This window comes from Pseudomonas sp. F01002, assembly GCF_004402115.1.
In the GTDB taxonomy this organism is placed as follows: Bacteria; Pseudomonadota; Gammaproteobacteria; order Pseudomonadales; family Pseudomonadaceae; genus Aquipseudomonas; species Aquipseudomonas frigoris.
In genome coordinates this window covers 136,510-160,153 of the sequence record NZ_SOPU01000015.1, presented here as the reverse complement: position 1 = coordinate 160,153, position 23,644 = coordinate 136,510, and the positions used below count along the sequence as shown (strand labels likewise).

The 23,644-nt window shown below is 58.4% G+C and carries 21 protein-coding genes and 1 tRNA gene; 11 read left to right on the top strand and 11 right to left on the bottom strand.

The genetic code is table 11. The annotated features are described in order from the left end of the window. The first annotated feature begins 6 nt into the window (after positions 1 to 6). A complete protein-coding gene (locus E3W21_RS10335) occupies positions 7 to 459 on the top strand; it encodes a hypothetical protein (protein ID WP_129439292.1) in 453 nt (150 codons plus the stop codon). A 72-nt stretch (positions 460 to 531) separates the two neighbouring features. Here E3W21_RS10335 and gabP read toward each other — a convergent pair whose 3' ends face one another. Beyond that, the gene (gene gabP / locus E3W21_RS10330; protein WP_129439294.1) at positions 532 to 1,923 is read right to left on the bottom strand and encodes a GABA permease; all 1,392 of its coding nucleotides are present in this window, start codon (positions 1,921 to 1,923) and stop codon (positions 532 to 534) included. Positions 1,924 to 2,485: 562 nt separating this feature from the next. Here gabP and E3W21_RS10325 point away from each other — a divergent pair. The 7 genes from E3W21_RS10325 (at position 2,486) to E3W21_RS10295 (ending at position 8,436) form a co-directional block, all read left to right on the top strand. Beyond that, a complete protein-coding gene (locus E3W21_RS10325) occupies positions 2,486 to 3,259 on the top strand; it encodes an ABC transporter ATP-binding protein (protein ID WP_007897462.1) in 774 nt (257 codons plus the stop codon). A 13-nt stretch (positions 3,260 to 3,272) separates the two neighbouring features. Further along, positions 3,273 to 4,019, top strand: a complete 747-nt coding sequence (locus tag E3W21_RS10320; RefSeq protein WP_046052200.1) for an ABC transporter substrate-binding protein — start codon at positions 3,273 to 3,275, stop codon at positions 4,017 to 4,019. Between the two features lie 78 nt (positions 4,020 to 4,097). Then, entirely contained in the window at positions 4,098 to 4,793 is a 696-nt protein-coding gene (locus E3W21_RS10315) for an ABC transporter permease (protein WP_134419580.1), read from the top strand. Beyond that, positions 4,790 to 5,479, top strand: a complete 690-nt coding sequence (locus E3W21_RS10310) for an ABC transporter permease (protein ID WP_134419578.1) — start codon at positions 4,790 to 4,792, stop codon at positions 5,477 to 5,479. The genes E3W21_RS10315 and E3W21_RS10310 overlap by 4 nt, the downstream gene beginning before the upstream one ends. Further along, on the top strand, positions 5,460 to 6,689 hold the full coding sequence (locus tag E3W21_RS10305) for a methyltransferase (protein ID WP_134419576.1): 1,230 nt from the start codon (positions 5,460 to 5,462) through the stop codon (positions 6,687 to 6,689). Before E3W21_RS10310 ends, E3W21_RS10305 begins: the two co-directional genes overlap by 20 nt. A 299-nt stretch (positions 6,690 to 6,988) precedes the next feature. Next, positions 6,989 to 8,230: a nucleoside deaminase gene (locus E3W21_RS10300; RefSeq protein ID WP_046052203.1), complete on the top strand. Its 1,242-nt coding sequence runs from the start codon at positions 6,989 to 6,991 to the stop codon at positions 8,228 to 8,230. Between the two features lie 130 nt (positions 8,231 to 8,360). Then, positions 8,361 to 8,436, top strand: a tRNA-Thr gene (locus tag E3W21_RS10295). Positions 8,437 to 8,515: 79 nt separating this feature from the next. Here the strand turns inward: E3W21_RS10295 and E3W21_RS10290 are convergent. The 4 genes from E3W21_RS10290 to E3W21_RS10275 all read right to left on the bottom strand — a co-directional run bounded on the left by E3W21_RS10290 (position 8,516) and on the right by E3W21_RS10275 (position 11,048). Continuing rightward, positions 8,516 to 9,358, bottom strand: coding sequence for an oxidoreductase (locus tag E3W21_RS10290; protein ID WP_129439316.1), 843 nt, complete (start codon positions 9,356 to 9,358; stop codon positions 8,516 to 8,518). Positions 9,359 to 9,419: 61 nt separating this feature from the next. Next, entirely contained in the window at positions 9,420 to 10,130 is a 711-nt protein-coding gene (locus E3W21_RS10285) for an SDR family NAD(P)-dependent oxidoreductase (protein WP_134419574.1), read from the bottom strand. Positions 10,131 to 10,173: 43 nt separating this feature from the next. Continuing rightward, positions 10,174 to 10,830, bottom strand: coding sequence for a DsbA family oxidoreductase (locus E3W21_RS10280; RefSeq protein ID WP_134419572.1), 657 nt, complete (start codon positions 10,828 to 10,830; stop codon positions 10,174 to 10,176). Further along, complete coding sequence (locus tag E3W21_RS10275) at positions 10,827 to 11,048, bottom strand: 4-oxalocrotonate tautomerase family protein (RefSeq protein ID WP_134419570.1); 222 nt, start codon at positions 11,046 to 11,048, stop codon at positions 10,827 to 10,829. Before E3W21_RS10275 ends, E3W21_RS10280 begins: the two co-directional genes overlap by 4 nt. Positions 11,049 to 11,400: 352 nt before the next feature. Here E3W21_RS10275 and E3W21_RS10270 point away from each other — a divergent pair, with 352 nt between their 5' ends. Beyond that, positions 11,401 to 12,558 (top strand): AAA family ATPase, encoded by a 1,158-nt coding sequence (locus E3W21_RS10270; protein WP_129439320.1) that lies wholly within the window; start codon positions 11,401 to 11,403, stop codon positions 12,556 to 12,558. A gap of 257 nt (positions 12,559 to 12,815) precedes the next feature. Next, the gene (locus E3W21_RS10265; RefSeq protein WP_134419568.1) at positions 12,816 to 13,097 is read left to right on the top strand and encodes a DUF3077 domain-containing protein; all 282 of its coding nucleotides are present in this window, start codon (positions 12,816 to 12,818) and stop codon (positions 13,095 to 13,097) included. 102 nt (positions 13,098 to 13,199) lie between these two features. Here E3W21_RS10265 and E3W21_RS10260 read toward each other — a convergent pair whose 3' ends face one another. Continuing rightward, positions 13,200 to 14,483, bottom strand: coding sequence for an OprD family porin (locus tag E3W21_RS10260; RefSeq protein ID WP_129439326.1), 1,284 nt, complete (start codon positions 14,481 to 14,483; stop codon positions 13,200 to 13,202). Between the two features lie 252 nt (positions 14,484 to 14,735). Then, complete coding sequence (locus E3W21_RS10255) at positions 14,736 to 15,407, bottom strand: DsbA family protein (RefSeq protein WP_134419566.1); 672 nt, start codon at positions 15,405 to 15,407, stop codon at positions 14,736 to 14,738. A gap of 254 nt (positions 15,408 to 15,661) precedes the next feature. On the opposite strand from E3W21_RS10255, the gene E3W21_RS10250 reads away from it, so the two are divergent. Continuing rightward, positions 15,662 to 17,752 carry a TonB-dependent siderophore receptor gene (locus E3W21_RS10250; protein WP_134419564.1) on the top strand — a complete coding sequence of 697 codons (2,091 nt, stop codon included), beginning with the start codon at positions 15,662 to 15,664 and terminating at the stop codon, positions 17,750 to 17,752. 197 nt (positions 17,753 to 17,949) lie between these two features. Here E3W21_RS10250 and E3W21_RS10245 read toward each other — a convergent pair whose 3' ends face one another. From E3W21_RS10245 to E3W21_RS10225, 4 genes are all read right to left on the bottom strand, one after another. Continuing rightward, entirely contained in the window at positions 17,950 to 18,162 is a 213-nt protein-coding gene (locus tag E3W21_RS10245; protein ID WP_046045525.1) for a hypothetical protein, read from the bottom strand. Positions 18,163 to 18,407: 245 nt separating this feature from the next. Further along, positions 18,408 to 19,514, bottom strand: coding sequence for an agmatine deiminase (gene aguA / locus E3W21_RS10240; RefSeq protein ID WP_134419562.1), 1,107 nt, complete (start codon positions 19,512 to 19,514; stop codon positions 18,408 to 18,410). 5 nt (positions 19,515 to 19,519) lie between these two features. Further along, positions 19,520 to 20,398, bottom strand: coding sequence for an N-carbamoylputrescine amidase (gene aguB / locus E3W21_RS10235; RefSeq protein WP_134419560.1), 879 nt, complete (start codon positions 20,396 to 20,398; stop codon positions 19,520 to 19,522). Positions 20,399 to 20,686: 288 nt separating this feature from the next. Further along, positions 20,687 to 23,599 carry an aminotransferase gene (locus E3W21_RS10225; protein ID WP_134419558.1) on the bottom strand — a complete coding sequence of 971 codons (2,913 nt, stop codon included), beginning with the start codon at positions 23,597 to 23,599 and terminating at the stop codon, positions 20,687 to 20,689. Between the last annotated feature and the right edge of the window lie 45 nt (positions 23,600 to 23,644).

Here is a 23,644-nt window from a genome sequence, read left to right as displayed (position 1 = left end):
GTTCCCATGGCCTCCCTGAACAAGCAACAGAAACGCGCCAAACGCGCCAAGATCAAAGCCAAGCAAATCAATATTCACGGCAGAAAACCCGCCGCACTGGACGATGATCTGGGGGAAATCGGTGAGCCGATCCCGGAATACACCCTGGCGATGTTCAGCAAAATGCGCGACGCAGAAGCCACCAGCCGTAACGATATGCTGCTGTCCCTGCTGTCGAACCTCGCCGACATCATCAGCGACCATCCAGAACTGCTGGACATGGAAAACGCCGACAACGAAGCCATGGCCGCCACTCACCTGGCCGCCGACATGCTGATCGACTACCGCATGTGGGCCGACGGCATGGACCGCGACACCGCCCAGGCCTGGCTGACAGATCCGCAGTTCATCACCGACTTTGGCACGGCGCTCGACAGCTATCGCGAGTCGCTGGATGCGCTGGAAGAAAAGGCTGAGTAAACAATCGCTTCAGAAACAAAAACGGCCGCTTGTCATCACTGACAGCGGCCGTTTTGCGTTATGCGGTACGAATCAGCTCAGCACCACCGCACCCATCTTCTGCAGCTTGCGACGGCGAGCCACAAACAAACCGGCAGCCACCACCAGCAAACTCAGCAGACCGGTCGCGAGGATCTCCACGCGATGCGCTTCCTGGAAAAGCATGATGGTCAGGGCCGCAACGATGAATATGATCACCGCGTAGGTCAGGGCCGGGAACAGCCACATGCTAAAAGCGATTTTCTCGCCACGTGCCATACGCTGCTTGCGCATACGCAGTTGCGAAATCGCGATCACCAAGTACACCAGCAGCGCGATAGCGCCGGAGCTGGCCAGCAGGAACTCGAACACGGCGGCCGGGGCCACGTAGTTGGCGAAAACCGCGATGAACGCAGCACCGGTGGACAACATGACGGCCCAGTACGGCGTGCCGCTCTTGTTGGTGCGCTGGGAAACGGCCGGTGCATCACCGCGCTTGCCCAGGGAGAACATCATGCGCGATGCAGTGTAGAGCGCCGAGTTGAGGCAGCTGGTCACAGCAACCAGCACCACGATGTCGACGATCAGCTTGGCATTCGGGATGCCCATGCGTTCCAGTACAGTCTGGTAGGAACCGACGCTGGCCAGAATCGGGTCGTTCCATGGCACCAGGGCCACAACAATGAAGATCGACACGAGGTAGAACAAGCCAATCCGCCAGATCACCGAGTTGGTGGCCTTGGAGATTTGCTGGCCAGGGTTCTTCGATTCCGCGGCCGCAATGGTCACGATCTCAGTGCCCATGAAGGAAAACATGGTGGTCAGGATCGCGCCCAGCACTGCGCCCATGCCGTTTGGCAGGAAGCCTTGGGTGTCGAACAGATGCGAAACGCCGCTGACCTGGCTGTTCGGCAGGAAGCCGAAGATCGCCAGAATGCCGAGGCCAATGAAACCGATGATCGCCACGACTTTGACCAGGGCGAACCAGAATTCGAATTCACCGTAGTTCTTCACGCTGAACAGGTTTGTCACCGTCAGCAGCAAAGTGATGATCAACGTGAAGGCCCAGATCGCCACATTCGGGAACCAGGCGTGCAGGATGGTCGCGGCGGCGTTGGCTTCCAGCGGAATCACCAACACCCAGAACCACCAGTAGAGCCAGCCGATGGTGAAACCGGCCCAGTGACCGATCGCGCGATCTGCATACGTCGAGAAGGAGCCTGTGTCCGGCGAAGCCACAGCCATTTCGCCGAGCATGCGCATCACCAGCACCACCAGCATACCGGCGGCGGCGTAGGCCAACAGCACGGCCGGGCCTGCGGCTGCGATGGCGTGACCCGAGCCTACGAACAAGCCGGCGCCGATTACCCCGGCAATCGACAGCATGGTCACATGACGCGGTTTGAGCCCCTGTTCGAGGCCATTGGAGCTTGGGGTACTGCTCATTGAAACTACCTTTGTAAGGAAAAGCGAATGCGTGCATCCCGCCTGAATTTCTTTCTCGTAAAAAGAAACCAACGGGGCGTTCTGGATTCTGTACGCAATAATTGCGCCAAAATGTTTCAAAGCCGTCTACCACGGCGATCTCATCCAGACCGGACAGTCATCGCAACCCATTGAAATTAATGGCACTTTGCCAGAGCGTTACCCTGCGACTCACTTTGAGAACGAATTCGCGCACCGGAAACACACCCGGAAAATGCCCGACGCACAATAAAAGTGCAGATCAGGAACGTTTGGCCGGTTAGCGCTTCCAACCCCCCGCCAAAGCTGGCAACATCGCGCCCTTTTTTGGAACAGCCCCAGCCTTTTTATCGACAGGCAGGGTTCAAACGGCTGTTCGGTTGATAGCAGCGCGACAGTCTGCTGTGCCGATGCGACAACCTGCCACAGGCAACCCGTTTACCGCCCGTAGCGCTGTTGGCTGCCATTCAGACGCTATGCTAGCTTGGCCGCCTCGCCAGGAAGGCCGCCAACAGCAGGAGCGAAATACTTATGAGGAACGCACATGGCTGAGGCCACGCCCGCGCTTGAAATCCGCAACTTGCACAAACGCTACGGACAGCTTGAGGTGCTCAAAGGCATCTCGCTGACCGCCCGCGACGGCGACGTGATCTCGATCCTGGGTTCCTCCGGTTCCGGCAAGTCCACCTTCCTTCGTTGCATCAACCTGCTGGAAAACCCGCATCAGGGCCAAATCCTGGTGGCCGGCGAAGAACTCAAGCTCAAAGCCGCCAAGAACGGCGAACTGGTCGCAGCCGATGGCAAGCAGATCAATCGCCTGCGCAGTGAGATCGGTTTTGTGTTTCAAAACTTTAATCTCTGGCCGCACATGAGCGTGCTCGACAACATCATCGAAGCGCCGCGCCGCGTACTCGGTCAGAGCAAAGCCGAAGCCATCGAAGTCGCCGAAGCCTTGCTGGCCAAGGTCGGCATTGCTGACAAGCGCCACGCCTACCCTGCGCAACTCTCCGGTGGCCAGCAACAACGCGCGGCCATCGCCCGCACGCTGGCGATGCAGCCCAAGGTGATCCTGTTCGACGAGCCCACCTCCGCCCTTGACCCGGAAATGGTCCAGGAAGTACTTAATGTCATCCGCGCATTGGCCGAAGAAGGCCGCACCATGCTGCTGGTCACCCACGAAATGGGCTTCGCCCGTCAGGTGTCCAGCGAGGTGGTGTTCCTCCACCAGGGCCTGGTAGAAGAGCAAGGATCGCCACAGCAGGTGTTCGAAAACCCGCTTTCGGCGCGCTGCAAACAATTCATGTCCAGCAACCGCTAACGGAGCTACCCACATGCAGAACTACAAAAAAATCTTCTTGGCGGCTGCCGTCACCCTGGCCTTCAGCGCCGGTGCCGCCGCCGAGACCTTGAAGATGGGCATCGAAGCGGCCTACCCGCCGTTCAACAACAAAGATGCCAGTGGCAATGTCGTCGGCTTCGACAAAGAAATCGGCGACGCCCTGTGCGCCAAGATGAAAGTCGAATGCACCGTGGTTACGTCCGACTGGGACGGCATCATTCCGGCCCTGAACGCCAAGAAATTCGATTTCCTGATCTCCTCGATGTCGATCACCGACGAACGCAAGCAAGCGGTGGACTTCACCGACCCTTACTACTCCAACAAGCTGCAATTCATCGCGCCGAAAAACGTCGATTTCAAAACCGACAAGGACTCCCTGCAAGGCAAAGTGATCGGTGCACAACGTGCGACCCTCGCTGGCACCTGGCTGGAAGACAACATGGAAGGCGTTGAAGTCAAACTCTACGACACCCAGGAAAACGCCTACCTCGACCTGACCTCCGGTCGTCTGGACGGCATCCTGGCGGACAAGTACGTCAACTACGAGTGGCTGAAAAGCGACGCCGGCCGTTCTTATGAGTTCAAAGGCGACCCGGTGGAAGAAAGCGACAAGATCGGTATCGCTGTACGTAAAGGCGATGAGATTCGTACGAAGCTGAACACCGCACTGAAAGAAATCGTCGCTGATGGCACCTACAAAAAGATCAACGACAAGTACTTCCCGTTCAGCATCTATTGATTCTGACCTGCCTGGCTGGCGCCGTTACTTGACGGCGCCAGTCCCTGGCATTGCCTGCCGCGATTTGAAAAGAAATCCATGACTATCGATCTCTACGGATTCGGCCCGGCGCTCGCCGCTGGCGCGCTGATGACTGTGAAACTGGCACTCTCGGCCTTGTGCCTGGGGCTGGTGCTCGGTTTGCTCGGCGCCTTGGCCAAGACTTCCCCGTACAAGCCGCTGCAATGGCTTGGCGGCACTTATTCGACACTGGTTCGCGGCATCCCTGAATTGCTTTGGGTGCTGTTGATCTACTTCGGCACGGTCAACTTGATGCGTGCCCTGGGCGAGTTCTTCGGCAACCCCGACCTCGAACTCAATGCTTTCGCCGCCGGCGTAATTGCACTGGGACTGTGCTTCGGCGCCTACGCCACGGAAGTGTTCCGTGGTGCAATTTTGGCCATCCCCAAAGGTCACCGCGAAGCGGGTGTGGCGTTGGGTCTGTCGAAATTCCGTATCTTCACCAAACTGATCATGCCGCAGATGTGGCGCATCGCCCTGCCCGGGCTGGGCAACCTGTTCATGATCCTGATGAAAGACACCGCACTGGTATCGGTCATCGGCCTGGAAGAAATCATGCGCCATGCACAAATCGGCGTGACCGTGTCCAAGCAGCCGTTCACCTTTTATATGGTGGCTGCGTTCATGTACCTGGGCCTGACGATTCTCGCCATGACCGGCATGTACTTCATGGAAAAACGCGCCGCTCGCGGCTTCGCGAGGAGCACCCAATGAACTGGGAAGTCATCATCAAGTGGCTGCCGAAACTGGCTCAGGGCGCGACGCTGACCCTGGAACTGGTGGCCATCGCCGTGATCGCCGGTTTGCTGCTGGCAATTCCACTGGGCATCGCGCGCTCGTCGCGACTCTGGTACGTGCGGGCATTCCCCTACGGCTACATCTTCTTTTTCCGCGGCACGCCGTTGCTGGTTCAGCTGTTCCTGGTCTATTACGGGCTGGCGCAGTTCGACGCGATCCGTAACAGCTCGATGTGGCCGTATCTGCGCGATCCGTTCTGGTGCGCTACCGCGACCATGACCTTGCACACCGCGGCCTACATCGCCGAGATCCTGCGCGGCGCGATCCAGGCGATTCCACCGGGCGAGATCGAAGCGGCGCGAGCCTTGGGCATGTCCCGGGCCAAGGCGTTGGTCTACATCATCCTGCCCCGTGCCGCCCGCATCGGTCTGCCGGCCTACAGCAACGAAGTCATCCTGATGCTCAAGGCCAGCGCCCTGGCCAGCACCGTGACCCTGCTGGAACTGACCGGCATGGCCCGCACCATCATTGCCCGGACCTACCTGCCGGTGGAGATCTTCTTCGCGGCGGGCATGTTCTATCTGTTGATGGCTTACGTGCTGGTTCGCGGCTTCAAGCTGCTGGAGCGCTGGCTGCGCGTCGATGCCTGCCAGGGGCGTTGATTTCTGCGTGCTGACGGGTGAGGCCTTACTCACCCGTTTCACGGCGCTGGATGCTTTTCTGATCGAGCATCAGGCGCTGTGGAAGCCTCGGCCGTTTACACATCAGCAGCTTCCATGGGAAGCGTCCTACCCAGCTCTGGCCGAATGGCTACGAGGGCGGTCGCTGGAAGAGGCGGAATATAGCCACAACCAACCGTGGTTGCTGGATGCGCCGGAGCCGTTTGCCTCGCTGGCGGCGTTGTCCCTTGAACTGAGCGCAGTGAATGAATTGCCGGCTCATGCGCTTGAAGCGGCAAACCATCGGTTAAATGTCGATGTGCCGGGGCGCAAGTGGCAGCAAATCGAAGCCTTCGCCAGTCGTTTGCAGTTTGCTGACGCGCCGAGCCATTGGCTGGACTGGTGCTCGGGCAAAGGCCACTTGGGACGACGGTTGCTGACAGCCGGGCAACAGCTGACCTGCCTGGAATACGACCCGGCGCTGGTCGCCAGCGGTCAGGCACTCAGCCAGCGTCATCAATTGCATGCGTTGCATGTCGAGCAAGATGTACTCGCTGCGGATGCCGCCTCTTTCTTGAAGGCTGACCACACGCCGGTAGCGCTGCATGCCTGCGGTGATCTGCATGTGCGGCTGATCCAGCTCGCCAGTGCCGCTGGCTGCAAACAACTGGCCATCGCGCCTTGCTGCTATAACCGGATCAGTCTGAGCGAGTATCAGCCGCTTTCCTCGTCGGCCAAGTGCTCCGACCTACAGCTGTCCCTCGATGATCTTTCGCTACCGATGAGCGAAACCGTCACTGCCGGCGCTCGCGTCCGACGTCAACGTGACATCTCCATGGCCCGACGCCTGGCCTTCGACCTGCTGCAGCGGCAACTGCGTGGCATAGACGAATACCTGCCCACCCCTTCCCTGCCCAGTGCATGGCTGGATAAATCCTTCGCTGATTACTGCCATCATTTGGCCGCGCTTAAAGAGTTATCCACAATCGGCCCGCAGGATTGGTCTGCACTTGAAGCCGCCGGTTGGCAGCGATTGGCCGAAGTGCGCAATCTCGAGTTGCTGCGCGGACTTTTCCGACGCCCGTTGGAGCTTTGGCTGGTACTCGATCGGGCACTTTTCCTCTCCGAGCAGGGTTATGCCGTTCGCCTCGGCACCTTCTGCGAAACCCCACTTACACCGCGTAATTTCCTGATCCTGGCTGAGCGCCCTTAAAGCGCCTCAGCCTGTGGATAACTCTGGGGATGAAATTATCGTGGATCCAATATATACGGCTGTTTCGGGCCTGAAACACAACTGTTCAATTTTCGTACACCTGTAAAAAAATCGGAAAAACAGGCATTTGCGATCAAATGAGAACGGCTCCACAAATTTGCCTCTAAGCAGGTGCGGTACAGATCCCGTTGTGCATAAGCGTTCATCCAAAACAACATAAACGACCTGCGAAACCTGAACTATCTTTGCCAAACGCCAGAATTGCCTGGCGTTCAAACAGCAAGGAGCTGGGAAAAAACATGAGCACATTGAACAGTGCACAGGAAGCCGTCGATACCGTCGCCAACCAAGCCATTGATGCTGCGCTGCAGCAAACCTTCGCGGTGGGTGGCGCCATCATCAACAACGCAACGGGCGAGGTCATCGCCGCGCTGCACAACAATGTGCTGATGCCTTTCCCCGGCAGTGGCACCACGTACTTTCTACCTCATGATCCGACCGCCCACGGCGAGCGGCAATTGGTGGACTGGTACTACGAAAACGTCGCGCCATTGAACTTGCCACCGCCCAATCAGTTGACCGTCGTCACCACCCTGGACCCATGCGCCATGTGCGCCGGTTCGCTGCTGACTGCAGGATTTAACGTCGCCGTCAGTGCGATCGATGACTATGCAGGCATCAACTACAACAGTCAGTTCACCTTTCCGTCGCTGCCACCGCAGATCCGCCAACAGGCGCAGGACACCTGGGGTTATTACGCGATTGCGGCGCCTGTCAGCCGGGCCTATCAGGGTTCGACCAGCCCGGTGTTCGGCGGCCAGACCATCGACTCGGCGGCTTACTTCCTCACCAGCTCGATCTTCTCCGCCAGCGTCAACACCGTGCGCGAGGCCAGCAACAACAGCGGTCTGCCACCGGATCAACTGCAAAACCCGGCAAACCTTCCGGCCAACAGCAAAGTCCGCCAGGCACTGACTGCGCTCAGCCCATTTGCGCTGACCGTGCAATCGGCCAACCCACGCGATCCCGGCGCAGAGCTCGCCCCGCCACTGTTACAAACCGCACAGCACAGCCCGGTGTTCAATTCGGTGGCCCTCATCGATCCGTTCGGCAACCTGCTGGTGTGCCTGGGAGGCGTCGAGAACCAGTCGCCGATTCGTACAGCGTTCATGGAAACCACCCGCAACTACGCGGTCATGCGCTGGACCCTGATGAACGACCCCGACCCGGCGGTTCGCGCCCAAGCCGAGCAATACCTGACGCATCCGAAGTACGGCACCTTCGTCTTCCTCTACGCCCCCGACCCCACCACCCCGCAGGCCGTGATGACCTTCGGCGCGTACGGTTCGACCATGGAAGGCCCCGTGCCCCAGAGCTATCCGTCCAACCTCCAATACGTGCTGCTGCCGGGCAACACCACCGCACAAGCGCTGTCGACACTGGCCCAGAACCTGCCGCCGTTCTACACGCAAAGTGTGCAAGTAGCGCCTGCGCAAGTGCTGAGTCAGGACCTGATCAACGCGGTTAAAAACGGCGTGTAACGCTTTAAAGCAATCGCATTGACCGGCCCCGCAGAAGCGTCCGCGGGGCCGGCCTGACGCCTACGCAAAAATAGTCTGAATTCAGGGGTTTACAGAACCAACCCAATCGCTATAATCGTCGCCCTAACACGCCGGTATAGCTCAGTTGGTAGAGCAACTGACTTGTAATCAGTAGGTCCCGGGTTCGACTCCTGGTGCCGGCACCATACAAAACAAAGCCCTCGTAGAAATACGAGGGCTTTGTTGTTTCCGAGGTTTGAGTTTCTACGCCCCCGAGGGTTTCGATCAGTCGAACTCCGTCGACTCCGAAAGGTGCTCCCAAGCGTCGATTTCCGCCTGAAGGTGCGCAATCTTTTCGCGCACCAGCCTCACAGCATCCTTACCCAGTAACAGATGAACCGGCGGCTTTTGCGCAGCCACCAGGGTCAACAATGCCTGCGCCGCTTTGTGCGGATCGCCGGCCTGCTTGCCACTTTTTTCTTCACGCGCCTTGCGGACCGGATCGAACACCGCGTCGTACTCACTCAATGTACGACCCGAACGGATCATCGAGCGGCCTGCCCATTCGGTACGAAACGAGCCCGGCGCCATGGCGGTCACGTGGATGCCCAGACTTTCCACTTCTTTGGCCAGCGCTTCACTCACGCCTTCGAGGGCGAATTTGCTGCCGCTGTAGTAGGCGATGCCCGGCAACGTGATGAAGCCGGCCATGGACGTGATGTTGACGATATGCCCCCTGCGCCGCTCACGCATACCGGGCAAAACCGCCTTGATCATTGCCACCGCGCCAAACACATTAACGTCGAACTGACGCTGCAGTTCAGTCAGCGGCGACTCCTCTAGAATGCCCTCATGACCATAACCGGCGTTGTTCACCAACACGTCGATCTGGCCCACCTCGCGCAGAATATCGGCCACCAGCGGCTCAATCGCCGGAAAATCGGTGACATCGAGTACGAACGCTTTGGCGCGATGAGCATCCAGCGCTTCGAACGCAGCACGCTCGGATTCGCGCCGCACCGTACCCACCACCGTGTGCCCCGCCGCCAGCGCTGCTTGCGAAAAAGCCAGGCCGAAGCCTGAACTGACTCCGGTGATCAGGAAAATCTTATGAACATGGATGGTCATGGTGCGCTCTCCAATGAAAACGCCGTCGACATTGATCGACGGCGTTGGGACAGGTCGGGCCTTAGTGACCGGCGCTCTGACCACCATCGACGTGCAGGATCTCGCCAGTGACGAAGTTGGCACTGTCCAAATAAACAACTGCCTGCGCAATATCACTGATCTCACCCATGTGCCCAACCGGGTGCAGGTTCCCCAGCGCTTCATGAGTTTCCTCGCCGTGCATCGGCGTCTTGATGATACCTGGGGAAACCGCATTCACCCGAATCCCACGCTTGGCGTACTCAATGGCCAGGGATTTGGTTGCCGCATTCAGGCCACCTTTGGTCAACGACGCCAGTACCGATGGCACACCGTCGATGGCGTGATCTACCAGGCTGGTGGTGATGTTGACGACGTGGCCGCTGCCTTGTTTTTCCATTTCGGTGATCGCGAGTTGGGTGATGTAGAAGAAGCCGTTCAGGTTCACCGACAGCACGTTGGCGTAGTCTTCCGCGGTGTACGCGGTGAACGGCTTGGCGATGAAGATACCGGCGTTGTTGACCAGGGTGTCGATGCGGCCAAAACGTGCGATGGCTTCACGGATGACTTGCTGGGCGACTTCCGGGTTGCCGATGTCGCCCGCCACGGTGAGGATGTCCGGGTCGGTGGACGGTTTGATCGAACGCGAAGTGGCGACAACCTTGTAATCCAGATCACGGAACGCCTTGACCATGCCTGCGCCGAGACCTTGGGAAGCACCAGTAATAACGATGACTTTTTTCGAATTGCTCATGATGAACCTCAACTAATAAATGATGGTTTGAAAAAGTAAGTAATCAGGCTTCGGCGGGGGCCTTCGCCATTTGTCTCAACATCTGTTCGTAGTACTCGACCGACTGCGAACCGGACACCAGGTGACGACCGTTGAGCACCATGGCCGGTACCGAATTGATGCCGCGCTGGCGGTAAAACGCTTCAAGCTCACGCACTTCCTCAGCGAACGCTCCGGACGCCAACACCTCTTGAGCAGCCGCCGCATCCAGCCCCGCTTCAGCAGCCAGACCCACCAGCGTCTCGCGATCGCTCGGGTTCTGGCCGTCGGTGAAGTAAGCGCGCAGCAGGATTTTCTTCAGTGCGACCTGCCGCCCTTCCTGCAACGCCCACATCAACAACCGGTGAGCATCAAATGTGTTGTAGAAGTGGCTGCGCTTCTCCAGATCGAACTTGAAGCCAATGGCCTCACCGCGAGCGATCTGCATCGCCTTACCGGCGGCGACGTCTTCGGCGGTTCGTCCATATTTGCGCATCAAATGCTCGACCGCTTTTTCGCCGACTGCCGGCATGTTTGGGTTCAATTCGAAGGGCTTGTAGGTCAGCTCCACCGAGACCTCACCGGCCACGTTCTCGATCGCTTGCTCCAGCGCCGTCGCGCCCAACGCGCACCACGGGCACACCACGTCGGAGATGAAATCGATGGAGACGGATGCGGTCATGACTGCCCCTCCGCCTCAGCCAGCTGCTTTCGATACAGGGTGGTGGTGATGCCGGCGTATCCCCAGTTATCGGTGTCGACTTCTTCGATCACGATGTGGGTCAGGTGCGGATCCTTGTTGAGGACGCGTTCCAGGGTTTCAGTTATTTCGGCGATCACCTGAGCTTTCTGCTCTGAGGTAACGCCATCGCGGGTGATGCGAACGCTTACGAAAGGCATGAGGAATCTCCAAGTGACCTTCCCTTCGGAATGAATGGGTCGGCGTTGGAGCTCAATGTATGGAGTTAGCTGGAGGGGATAAAGGTGGGGACTGGAACATCATTAGTTACATGGTGTAATTAGCTAGACGCGAAATTTTTGTACCTGACAACGATCTCTTTGGTTCGAACGTGTCGCTATTTTTCAATTTCTGCGACACGTATTGATGTTATGTCGCTGCCAACGACATGCGGTAAAACTTCCTTTTCGCTCTGGAAATGGCGATTGGAGCGCCCTCAGGCCAGCTCCCAGTCTTTATGCTAAATTATGGCTGGCCAATAATTATGGCGTATCCATAAAAAGAGGTAATTGCATGAGCAGCATTTTTCAGCGTCCTGAATTGGCCGAAGAAATGGCGAACCAGCTTCTCAATCCGGGCGTTCTCGATGAAGGTTTGCGCTCAGGTCTGTTTTTATCCGGCCTGCGAAGGACCGGAAAAACGACATTCCTGAGGAGCGACCTCATCCCTGCGCTGGAAGAAGCGGGTGCTCTGGTCATTTACGTCGACCTATGGAGCGACACACTGGCCAATCCAGCGACACTGGTGCATGACGCCATCCGTAAAACCCTGCAAGAGCTGCAAACGCCGGGTTCCGGTTTGCTCGAAATGCTCAAGCGTGTCAGCGCTGCGGATATAGGCGCTGCAGGATTCAAATTTGGTTTCAAACTCGACAGCATCGGGAACTCAGGTGGGCCAACGCTGGCGCAGGCGCTGACAGAGGTTGTTGATCAAGCGAAAACCGACTTGGTGCTGATCATCGACGAAGTACAGCACGCCATTTCATCCGACGATGGTAATCAGCTGCTTCTGGCACTCAAAGCTGCTCGTGATGCGATCAATCCCCGACCAGATACACCGGGTTACTTTCTGTTTATTGGAACGGGATCGCACAGGGCGCAAGTCAGCGAACTCACGGCGAAGAGGAACCAGGCGTTTTCTGGGGCGACATCGACAGCGTATCCAGTACTGAAAGGGGATTACGTTGAATACTTGCTTAACCGGCTCGCTGCGACGGTTAAGAAAGAAAAGCTACCTTCACTCGAAGTCGCTATTGAAGCATTCAATACCTTGGGGAACCGGCCTGAGGAAATGCTCAAAGCCTTGCGACAGCTCATGCAGCAAGAAGGTGATCCCGATCTTTTCCTGCCTGTTATTGCCAGCACTTTGCGCTCGGCGGCGGCCAGCATCGAACTAGAAAAAGTGGAGCTGTTAGGTAGTTTGGCTCAGGCTATTTTCAACAAAATCGCGTCTACGGAAGGCGATGCTCGGGGTATTTTCTCCATCGATGCTGCAGCTGAGTATTCGAAGATCGTGGGTCGTGAGGTGCGCGTTGAAGAAATTCAGCCAGTGGTAATTGCACTGGTTGCCGAGAACATCATCATGCGGCGCGGGCATGGAATTTATGCGATTACGGACCAGTTTGTTCAAGAGATTTGGTTGGAAGAACGAGCGCTGATTGAAGCTAGCTAGCGATCTCTACGCTGTTGGCGTTGCTTGTCGAACCAATCAATTTCACACCGACGCCACCACCTAGCCACGGTTGCGCATCCTCCTCCCTCAAGCTACCTTCAACCCGTCGCTGCCAATTCAGCGACCGGGCCTGAGAACTCGAATTCGATGCAGGAACCAACCGGAGTTCTCCTTATGCATGCCCGCAATCCATTCAAAATTTTCGCTACTGCCACACCGGGTCACGCCCACCACCGCCCAAAAACCGGAGGTGCCCAATGACCAACCCCCAAGACCTGAAAACCATCGGCCTCACCCCTTTCTCCTACCACGGCAACCAACCGCTGTTTCGCATCAATGCCGGTGTCCCGGTGATCAAAGCCCTCTCCCACGCCTCCGACCTGCTCCACATCGCCAAACTTCTAGCATCTGACGCCGCCATGGTCCGCGACACCGACCGGCATGCCTGGGCGTCGCATTTTTTGCAGGATATGAGCAAGGCGATCATCGATGACGTAGCGAAGGTGCTCGATGCACCGGGTAACAATCGTAACCAGTGACGTCGTCACGTAGACCCAAGCCGCACGCGTAAAAAAGCCCCGAATCAATCGGGGCTTTTCCTTTCTCAGCCTTGCATCAGGCTTAGATAGCGCAACCGATCATCAGAAAATGTTGATCGGGTAATCCACGAACACACGCACTTCATTACCGCTGGAGTTGTACTCACTCGATTTCTGCGAGACACGCAGGATGGAGCTGCGCAGTTTCACGCTCAGGTCTTTGGCCGGGCCGCTTTGCACGACGTATTTGAACTGGTTGAAGATTTCGCGCTCGGTACCGCCTTCGCTGGTGGAGGTGGTGATGTTGTCGCCGCGCACGTAGGCGAAGTTGTAGCTCAGGCCTGGAATTCCGAAGGTGCTGAAGTCGAGGCCGTAGCCCAGCTGCCAGCTGCGTTCGTCTTCGGCGTTGAAGTCGGACCAGTAGGAGTTCGCCAGGTAGATGGTATTGCCGCCATCGCCGACGCGACCTTGGTCCTTCTGATAGCCGCCATACGGGTAGCCCAGGTTGCTGTCGCCGGTGCTGCGCTGGTGGGCGAGCGTGAACGAGTGCGCGCCGGTGGCGAATGTGGCGGCCAGGCTCCAGATCTTGTTGTCGTCGCCGGTGGCACCGCTGTCGCGGACGTAGGAATCGTCCAGCTTGGTGCGGTAGCCGTTGAAGTCCAGGGTCAGGGACTGATCCTTGTCGATCGGGAACATGTAGTTGGCGTTTACGTATTGCTTCTTCAACACGTCTTCGACGTCGGAGGCGTACAGCGCAGCCTTGAACTGTTCGGTGAACTGGTAACTACCGCCCAACACGTTGATCGACTTCAGGCCACCGCTGTCACGGCCTTCAGCACTTTTGCGCGATTCGGCGGTGAAGCGACCGGCGTTCAGCTCCAGGCCTTTGATCTCCTTGGAGGTGATCAGGGTGCCGGTGTAGCTTTCTGGCAGCAGGCGGGAGTTGTCGTAGTTCAGCACCGGCAGGACCGGCATCTGGTCGCCGTAAGTCAGAACGGTGCTGGATACGCGGAATTTTACCGCGCCACCGGCTTTGGCCAGGTCGCCGGCCGGGTTACCGCTGTCGCCTTCCTTGAAGAAGTCGATGCCTTGGCCGCCGCTGTGGCTACCACGGTCCAGACGCAAGCCGTACAGACCGAAGGCATCAACGCCCACGCCGACGGTACCTTGGGTGAAGCCCGAGGTGTAGGTGCCGATGGCAGCCTGACCCCATTCACGCTGGTCGTCGTTGCCGTCTTTTTTGTCGCGATTGATGTAGGCATTGCGCAGCAGCACTTTGAGGCTGCTGTCTTCAACAAAACCCTTGGATTCGGCCTGGTCGTTAGCCATGACCTGTGTAGCACTCAACATCCCCAGAGCGATCAGGCTGATTCGCTTGTTCAACATTTTGTTCTTTTCCTTATGATCGGTTGATACGCGCTGTGTCGAACGGCTGAAACGGCGCTATCGCACTCTTTTTTCACCCCAAACAAAAAGGCCCGCGCACGAAGAGATCGTGGCGGGCCTTTTTGTTATTTTATGAGTCATGGCGGTTAGCCACAGGCGTGGGGCGAATCCTAGCCGCGCCCTTAACGATGTGTCAATTTCATGAATCGTCTGTAAATAGGCGAAAAACGTCTAAGAAATCACTGGTCGACGTCAATGGGCGCAGCCGTCGAGGCCACAGGCTTGAAGCTCCGATGATGACGCTTGTCCGGGAAGCGACTGACTCAGCCATGCCGCGAAGGCTTGCGGCTTGCCGAGCCACGGGCCGATATCGATCAGGGTGAATTGGCCATTGTGTTCCAGGGCGAAGGTCGGGAAACCCTGGCCGCCGACTTCGGCCAGGAATGCTCGACTGTCCTTGATATGGCGATCGGTTTCAGCGTCTTTGAAAGCAGCCTGGAACGCTTGAGGTTCCAGACCGATGTCTTTCGCGAGTTCTAACAACACAGCTTCATCGGCAATGCGTCGACCTTCCTCGTAGTGAGCACTTTGCAAACGCCCCAGGAACTCCAGTCCGCGGCCGGCGAGCTGCTCGGCTGCCAGCACCGCGGCAATCGGCGGTGCGGAATCGAACACCGCTGTCTCATCGCGCAGCAAACCCTCGAAATACGCCTCGCCGAACGGCTGGCCGGTGTACTCGGCAATGCGCCGGTCGTGGGGCATCACGTAGTTGCGCAGTTGTGGCGAGACTGTCTGGCGGTTGGCACCGGTCATCATCCCGCCGCCGTGGGCGATCACTGGCAAAACAGCCTGGGCGGCTTGCACCAGCGGTTTTGCGCCATAGCACCAGCCGCACAACGGGTCGTAAATGTAGTGAAGGATCATGGGAAGACTCCGGCAAAAGCGTAGGAAAACGAGATGCCGGCAGATTAGTCCTCCGCCCGTTTCTGAAAAACGCTGCAATGGCTTTCAGTCTGTTTCATGAATCGGTCGAATGGCCTCACGGCCCCACTGTAGCCATCTCGACACAATTCGAAATAATCAAACAGAGAAACCTTTCAAGAATAATTAACGGAAGTAAATAGCAAGCATTACCATTCACATCCTCGAATTACTCCACCCTTCCGGATGCGCTTCAGATGCCTGCCCCCTTTCGCCTCACGCCCGTCACACTTGGGCTTTCTGCATTTCTCTCTGCCGGTTTTGCCTGCGCCGCCACCACTGTTTTACCCGAGACGTCGATCAGCGCCGAAGCTGAAGCCGATGACCCGCGCGTGAAAGAAACCAGCACCGCGACCCGCACCGCCACGCCGGTGCGCTACGTTCCACAAGCCATCGACTCGATCAAAACCGCGAACGTTGTGGATTACGGCACCAACGATCTGGGCACCGCGCTGAGCGGCATCCCCAACGTCAGCAGCGGCGCCGACACTCGCTTCGACAGCCTGCGCATCCGCGGTTTCGACGCCAGCAACGACTTCTACCTCGACGGCATCCGCGACGACAGCCAATACGTGCGCGATTTGCACAACATCGAACGCATCGAAGTCCTCAAAGGCCCGGCCGCTGTTTTATATGGTCGTGGCAGTCAGGGCGGGATCGTCAATCGGGTCAGCAAATTGCCTGAATTCGGTCGTCGCTCGACCATCGAGGCCCAGGGCGGCAGCGATGATTTGCGCAGCCTCTACGCCGACCTCAGCACCGACCCGAGCGAGAACATCAGCCTGCGCCTGAACATGGGCAACATGGACCAAAACAGCTTCCGCGACGGCGTGAGCGGCAATCGCCAACTGTTCGCTCCGTCGATGAGCTGGCAACTGACGCCGGACCTGAACTGGCTGGTGCAGTACGAATACAGCCGCTACAACCGTACGCCGGATCGCGGCATCCCCGGTGTAAACGGGCGCCCGGCGGACGTAGGACGGGACACGACCTACGGCAGCGAGCACGATTTCATCGATGACAAGTCGCAATCCCTGCGCTCGAAACTCAGTTATGAGCTCAGCGACAACTGGCAGCTGCGCCACACCCTGGGCGTGTTCAAGCTCAACAGCGATTTCGACAACACCTACCTGACGGGTTATACCCCGGCGACCAACAAGGTCACGCGCCAGCACTGGCAACAGGACCTGACCACCCGCAACGTCTACAACAACGTCGAACTGGAAGGCGGTTTTGACACGTTCGGCCTTGAGCATCGTTTGCTGACCGGCATCGAAATCGGTAGCCAGCGGCGCGACCCTACGTTGTACAACGCGGCCACCGGACGCGGGGCTCAGCCTGTACCGGCACTGGACCTGAACAACCCCGACCGCAATTTGCGCCATACCGGGCGGATGCAAGTGTCCAGCAGCACTCACACCGAAGTCGAAAGCCGTGCGGTGTACGTGCAGGATCAACTGCGCCTGAACGATCAATGGCAACTGCTGGCCGGCTTGCGTTACGACACCTTTGACATTGAGTCGACCAACAAGCTGCGGGACATTTCCGAAGATCGTGACAGCCATAGCACCAGCCCGCGTGTAGGACTGGTGTGGACGCCGCTGCAGAATCATTCCTTCTACGCCTCCTGGACCAAGACGTTTTCCCCGGTCGGCGGTGGTTTGATCGGTATCACCCCAGGCGCCGCCGGCAACAGCAATGACCTGAGTCCCGAGCTGACCAAGCAAAAGGAAATCGGCGTGAAGAGCGACTGGCTCGATGATCGCCTGAGCACCACGTTGGCGATCTACGAACTGGAACTCTACAACCGCCGTACCAGCGATCCCAACGATCCGACCGTCACCTTGATGACCGGCGTGCAACGCTCCCGGGGGATCGAGCTGACCGGGACCGGCAAGATCGCTGGCAACTGGTACGTGCGCGGTGGCGTGGGTGTGCAGGACGCGACGGTCGTAAAGGACAACAACGGCTTTGAAGGCAAACGCATCAGCAACGTGGCCAAGCATAACGGCAGCCTGTTCCTGACCTGGAAACCGGAAATGGGCTGGTACGCCGAAACCGGCCTGACCCTGGTGGGCCAGCGTTATGCCGACAACCTCAACACCACCGTGCTGCCGGGTTATGGCCGTTGGGATGCATTGGCCGGGTTCCGGCAGAAGGATTGGGATTTGCGCGCGGCGCTGAACAACATCAGCGACAAGACCTATTACTCGTCGGCCACCAGTGCGGCACAGATTCAGCCGGGTGAACCGCGCAGCCTGGTCGTGACCGGAACCTACAGTTTCTAAATTCACTGCGATCCAGTGTGGGAGCGGGCTTGCTCGCGAAGGCGATCGATCATTCAACATTAATGTCGACTGACACACCGCCTTCGCGAGCAAGCCCGCTCCCACATTTGATCTCCAGTGATCATGAAAAAACCTTCGCCCATAAAAAAAGCGCCGCCATCCCGGCAGCGCTTTTACCAATCCGTTGTTTTTTCTTCTTATCCTTCCATCACATCCCACAACGCTTCCAGCTCCGCTTCGCTGAATAAACCAGCGGGGTAGCGTTCGATCATCATCCGGCGCGGATCAGGTTCTCTGATCTGACGCGTTCCATTGGACTTCAACCAGTGCGCCAGGACCTGGAGCGATTCGCTGTTTACTGCCAGGGGATGCAACGCCCGCTCGCTCACCACATTCATTTCGGCGTTCATTTCCGCGCTCTCTCCTGGTTTGTGAGCGGCTAACTTATCCAAGGTTTATGACAGAACATCGCAGTTCTCCCCCTCCCTGTTTTGCACCATGAGAGATACAAGAGCTGTGCCAAGGTTTCGTAACTGTCGACAAGCGGATACAAAAAAGCCCGCGGTCCTGATGGACTGCGGGCTCTCTACAAGGAGGGAGGGGAAAATGGTTGCCGAATCGATTCTGCAATCAACTCAAGCTGTTACAACCTCACTCACTCCTTGTGCGGTGCTGGCTGTTGTTGGGTAAGGCAGTGGATGTTACCGCCTCCCAGTAACAGTTCGCGGCCGGGCACCATCACCACTTCGTGCTGCGGGAACAGTGCCTGCAAAATCTCTTTTGCCGGGCCATCCAGCGGGTCGTCAAAGCTCGGCGCGATGATGCCGCCGTTCACGATCAGAAAGTTCACGTAGGAACCGGCCAGACGAACGGTCGGATTACGTTCCTGAGTCCCGTCCACCGGATCAACACCAGCGCACTCTTCTTCGGTCGCATACAGCGGCCCCGGAATCGGCATCTTGTGCACCGTGAATGGGCGACCCTTGGCGTCGGTGCTGCTTTCCAGCACTTTCATCGCCGCCTGGCAGCGCGGGTAGTTCGGGTCCTGCGGGTCATCGGTCCAGGCCAGCAACACTTCGCCCGGACGCACGTAGCAGCAGAAGTTATCCACATGGCCGTCGGTTTCGTCGTTGAACAAACCGTCCGGCAGCCAGATGATTTTATCCACAGCCAGATTCGCACTGAGCACCGCTTCGATCGCTGCACGGTTCAGGTGCGGATTGCGATTGCGGTTAAGCAGGCATTCTTCGGTGGTGATCAGCGTGCCTTCGCCATCAACGTGGATCGAACCGCCTTCGAGTACAAAACCCTCGGTGCGGTAGCGCTGGCTGCGCTCGATCTCGAGGATCTTGCCGCCGACCTGCGAGTCGCGATTCCACGGCGAGTACAGACCACCGTCGAAACCGCCCCACGAGTTGAAGTCCCAATTCACACCACGGACTTCGCCACTGTTATTGATGACAAACGTCGGGCCAGTGTCGCGAACCCAGGCGTCGTCGCTGGACATTTCCACCACACGAATATTCGGCACGTCCAGGCGGGCACGGGCGTTTTCATATTGGCCGGCGGAAACCGCCACGGTCACCGGTTCGAAGCGGGCAATGGCTTTGGCCACCGCGACGTGCGCGGCCTGCGCCGGTTTGCCACCCAGGCGCCAGTTGTCCGGGCGCTCGGGCCAGATCATCCAGGTCTGGGTTTGCGGCGCCCATTCGGCTGGCATGTAAAAGCCATCAGCGCGAGGGGTGCTGTTCAAAGTGGTCATAGCGATCAGGACTCCAGGGAACCGTCGAGGGTCTTTAGTGTGCCATACAGGTTCGGGCGACGATCACGGAACGAACCCCATGCGCTGCGGATGTGCTCCAGCTCATCGAGGTCGAAGCTTTGAACCAGCACGCCTTCTTCGGTCTTGTCGAGCTCCTGAACCTTCTCGCCGAACTGGTTGGCGATGAACGACGAGCCGTAAAAGGTGATGTCGTAACCGTCCTGCTCTTCGTTGCCGATGCGATTGCTGGCGATCAGCGGCATCAGGTTGGCGCCGGCATGGCCTTGTTGCACGCGCTGCCAGTGATCACGGGACGAAATGGTCTTGTCGTGTGGCTCGCTGCCGATTGCGGTCGGGTAAAACAGGATTTCCGCGCCCAGCAACGCCATGCTGCGGGCACATTCCGGGAACCACTGGTCCCAGCAGATGCCCACGCCGATTTTCGCGTAACGGGTGTTCCAGACTTTGAAGCCGGTATCGCCCGGATTGAAGTAGTACTTTTCGTGGTAGCCAGGGCCGTCCGGGATATGGCTTTTACGATAAATCCCGAGGTTGCTGCCGTCGGCATCGATTATCGCGATGCTGTTGAAACGCGCACGGCCCGACAGTTCGTAGAAGCTGATCGGCAAAACGACTTGCAGTTCTTTGGCGACTTTCTGGAAGTGCTTGATGGCGACGTTGTCTTCAACGGTCGTGGCCAGCTGCAGGTAATCCGGGTTCGGCTTTTGGCAGAAGTACGGAGCCTCGAACAGTTCCTGGATCAGGATGATCTGCGCGCCTTTCGCCGCGGCCTCACGGACCAACCTCTCAGCGGTCTCGATGTTGGCTTCAAGGTCCCAGGAACAGGCCATCTGGGTGGCGGCGACGGTAACGATACGGCTCATGAATCATCTCCGGGGCAATTGCTTGAGGGTCGAAGGTGGCATCGACCGATGACAGAAAGAAGAATGACGACTTTATAGCCGATAAAAATCGGCTTTAAAAGCGATAAGTATGCCTTCTGTCTAAAACAACGCAGTAAAACTCGATAATAATCGGACTGAGCGCGATCCCCTGTGGGAGCGAGCTTGCTCGCGAAGGCGGTTGATCACTCAACATTGATGTCGACTGATACGACGCTTTCGCGAGCAAGCCCGCTCCCACATTAGTCCGTGTACATCGAAAAATACCGTTTACAACCCTTCATCCAAAACCTGCGACAGCATGTCCACGAAGAAATCCACGCTCTGACGCGAGGTCACCATCGGCGGTTTGATCTTGAGGATGTTCAGGTAATCGCCGGTCGGCTGCATGAAGATCCCCAGTTCGCGCAACCGATCACACAGCGCCGTGGTTTCTTCGGTCGCCGGTTCCAGGGTTTCGCGATTGCGGATCAACTCGACGCCCAGATAGAAGCCGGAACCATGCACCGCGCCCACCAGCGGATGAATATCGATCAGCGCTTCAAGCCGTTCCTTGAAATACCCGCCCACGACCTGAGCGTTTTCCCAGAGCTTTTCTTCTTCCATCACATCCAGCACCGCCATGCCGATCTGGCAACTGACCGGGCTGCCGCCGGCCGACGAGAAGAAGTAACCCTCGGCCTCCAGCGCTTCGGCGATTTCCCGGCGAGTGATCACCGCGCCCAACGGCTGGCCGTTGCCCATGCCTTTGGCCATGGTGATGATGTCTGGCACCACGCCCTGCTCTTCGAAACCCCAGAAAAAGTTGCCCATGCGGCCGTAACCGACCTGCACTTCATCGGCGATGCAGACACCGCCCTGAGCACGAACCAGCGCATAAACCTGCTTCAAATACCCTGGCGGCAGCGAGATACCGCCGGCATTGCCGTACACCGGTTCGCAGATGAAACCGGCCAGCTGACGCTTCTGCTCGGCAATTTTCGCCAGGTTGTGTTCGACGCTGCGCACGTAGTCCGGCGCGCTATCCGGTCCACGGAATTCGCCGCGATAGGTGTTCGGCGCGGTGACCGGGTGCACCCAGTCCGGACGGCTGCTCAAAGCCTTCGGGTTGTCGGCAATCGAGGTCGAGACCGCGTCCGCGCCCACTGTCCAGCCGTGATAGGCCTCCAGCACGCTGAGCATGTCGCGACCGCCGCTGTAGGCCCATGCCAGGCGGATTGCCAGGTCGTTGGCCTCGCTGCCGCTGTTGACCAGGAACACTCGGTCCATGGAGTCCGGCGACAACTTCAGCAAGCGCTCGGAAAACTCGGCAATCGCCGCGTAGTTGAAACGCGAGTTGGTATTGAGCAGCGACCACTGACGACTGGCGACCGCGGCCATGCGCGGATGACCGTGGCCAAGCACCGCAACGTTGTTGAGCATGTCGAGGTAGGAGCGACCCTGCATGTCGATCAGGTGATTGCGCCAGCCGCGTTCGATGCGCGGCGGGTCGACGTAATAGTGCTTCTGGGTACGGGCGAAACTGGCGTCACGGCGCGCCAGCAACGTCTGCGAATCGAGTTCTTCTTCAGCGTCACAGGCCAGTCCCGGCAGCACCGCTGGTGACGGGCACAACGCTTGCCAGGCCGCGGCACGAGACGGCGTACAAAACAGGGGCGCATTGAACGAGGCGCCTCGGCACAACTGCACCACCAATGGCCCGTTGACCGAACCCAACACCTGGCCTTTGACCAGCGCTGCGCCCACGTGCAGCGACGGCGTCACGCCCCACAACCGCACACTCAGTTGCGGGCCATCCAATTGCAGCACGCCTGCAGCCGGCTGATGCACCACCCCGGCAAACGGTGACTCGACCGCCGTGCCGTGGGGCAGGCGCAATTCGACGTGCAATGGACACGTGTCCGGCTCCGTGGCGCTGTCCGGCCGGGTGCGGGACAAGCGATATTGCCCATAACGACTGGCCGCCAGACCATGAGCCGCGGCGGCTTCGGTCAGCAGACGTTGATCGATCCCCTCCTGCTCCCAGTTGCCGGCCTCAAAATGCGGACTGAGCACGCCCAAATCGATCAACGCAAACTCACGCCCCACCAGGCTCGGCAGCAGCGGCGCGAAACCTTCGCTACCGATGCTCGGCAGGTTCTGGCCGACCGAGGTCAGGATCGCCGCTTCCATCAACGCCAACGGCACTGATGTAGCGACGCGGAAAATCTCCCACTCGTGGGTGAGATTGTCGCGGCTGTACGCGTTGCCAGGATCGATGCTGACCTGCTGTTCACCGCTGAGCACCAACACCGCCGCACGGGCGACGATCAGCGGCCAAAGCGCCAGTAACTCTTCATGCGTGAGCGGATTGACAGCGTGATAGGCCTGAACCGCCGGCAAAATGTAGAACGGATCGCCATCAGCGTGGTGCAGCAGCGCCGCGCAGGTCACCGACAGATCAGTAATGCGCCAGGTACGAACCAGGTCGCCGAAATCGATCACGCCCTGCAATTGCCACTGGCGTTGCGAATCTCGCTGCCACACCACGTTGTCGTCGGTGATATCCATGTGAATGGCCTGCACCGGCAGCTTATCCACAAGCGGCTGCAAATGACGCTCGGCCCGTTCAGCCGCATCGGCGATCAACCGGCGTTGCTGGTCGTCGTTGATGACCGGCAGCAAATGCGCGATCAGCGCGTTGGCGTGACGGGCGTCCCATTGAAGGGTGCGCTCGAGGCCCGGATGGTCGAAACCGGCCAGGGCCAGGTCCATTTCACCGCAGAGCCGACCGAAACCGGCCACCACTGAACCGGGCAGATGATCCAGGTGTGTGAGCGACTGGCCTTCGATGTAATCGAGCAGGCGCACATGCACCGGTTGGCCCCCGACTTCCAGGGAAAGTAGGTCTGCACCGTTTTTGGCGGGAATCACTCGTGGCACATGCACATCGGGGTGTTCACCCAAATGCTTGAGCCCGGCGTGCTGGGCGTGCAGCTCCTGCGCCGAGTAGTCGCCACGGCAGATTTTCAGGACAAAACGCCCTTGGTCACTGTCGACCCGATAGTTAAGATCTTGCTGGCTGCCGAGGGCCTGCAACCTTCCACTCAGCCCGTAATGTCCCTTCAACAGCTCAAGCGCTTGCTCCGCAGACACTTGCGGGCTGGGCAAACTGGCGCGATGAATCAACGTGGCGAGTGGCATACAACGACCCCTGAAATTTTATTAGGCGCTTATATCGCCACTGCT

Coding starts and splice junctions, on each gene's coding strand:
- E3W21_RS10245 (WP_046045525.1), bottom strand. CDS start 18,162: ATGAACGCCGAAATGAATGTGGTGAGCGAGCGGGCGTTGCATCCCCTG.
- E3W21_RS10320 (WP_046052200.1), top strand. CDS start 3,273: ATGCAGAACTACAAAAAAATCTTCTTGGCGGCTGCCGTCACCCTGGCC.
- E3W21_RS10225 (WP_134419558.1), bottom strand. CDS start 23,599: ATGCCACTCGCCACGTTGATTCATCGCGCCAGTTTGCCCAGCCCGCAA.
- E3W21_RS10255 (WP_134419566.1), bottom strand. CDS start 15,407: ATGATCCTTCACTACATTTACGACCCGTTGTGCGGCTGGTGCTATGGC.
- aguB (WP_134419560.1), bottom strand. CDS start 20,398: ATGAGCCGTATCGTTACCGTCGCCGCCACCCAGATGGCCTGTTCCTGG.
- E3W21_RS10285 (WP_134419574.1), bottom strand. CDS start 10,130: ATGAGCAATTCGAAAAAAGTCATCGTTATTACTGGTGCTTCCCAAGGT.
- E3W21_RS10305 (WP_134419576.1), top strand. CDS start 5,460: ATGCCTGCCAGGGGCGTTGATTTCTGCGTGCTGACGGGTGAGGCCTTA.
- E3W21_RS10300 (WP_046052203.1), top strand. CDS start 6,989: ATGAGCACATTGAACAGTGCACAGGAAGCCGTCGATACCGTCGCCAAC.
- E3W21_RS10290 (WP_129439316.1), bottom strand. CDS start 9,358: ATGACCATCCATGTTCATAAGATTTTCCTGATCACCGGAGTCAGTTCA.
- E3W21_RS10270 (WP_129439320.1), top strand. CDS start 11,401: ATGAGCAGCATTTTTCAGCGTCCTGAATTGGCCGAAGAAATGGCGAAC.
- E3W21_RS10315 (WP_134419580.1), top strand. CDS start 4,098: ATGACTATCGATCTCTACGGATTCGGCCCGGCGCTCGCCGCTGGCGCG.
- E3W21_RS10275 (WP_134419570.1), bottom strand. CDS start 11,048: ATGCCTTTCGTAAGCGTTCGCATCACCCGCGATGGCGTTACCTCAGAG.
- E3W21_RS10280 (WP_134419572.1), bottom strand. CDS start 10,830: ATGACCGCATCCGTCTCCATCGATTTCATCTCCGACGTGGTGTGCCCG.
- E3W21_RS10325 (WP_007897462.1), top strand. CDS start 2,486: ATGGCTGAGGCCACGCCCGCGCTTGAAATCCGCAACTTGCACAAACGC.
- E3W21_RS10310 (WP_134419578.1), top strand. CDS start 4,790: ATGAACTGGGAAGTCATCATCAAGTGGCTGCCGAAACTGGCTCAGGGC.
- E3W21_RS10335 (WP_129439292.1), top strand. CDS start 7: ATGGCCTCCCTGAACAAGCAACAGAAACGCGCCAAACGCGCCAAGATC.
- aguA (WP_134419562.1), bottom strand. CDS start 19,514: ATGACCACTTTGAACAGCACCCCTCGCGCTGATGGCTTTTACATGCCA.
- E3W21_RS10260 (WP_129439326.1), bottom strand. CDS start 14,483: ATGTTGAACAAGCGAATCAGCCTGATCGCTCTGGGGATGTTGAGTGCT.
- gabP (WP_129439294.1), bottom strand. CDS start 1,923: ATGAGCAGTACCCCAAGCTCCAATGGCCTCGAACAGGGGCTCAAACCG.
- E3W21_RS10265 (WP_134419568.1), top strand. CDS start 12,816: ATGACCAACCCCCAAGACCTGAAAACCATCGGCCTCACCCCTTTCTCC.
- E3W21_RS10250 (WP_134419564.1), top strand. CDS start 15,662: ATGCCTGCCCCCTTTCGCCTCACGCCCGTCACACTTGGGCTTTCTGCA.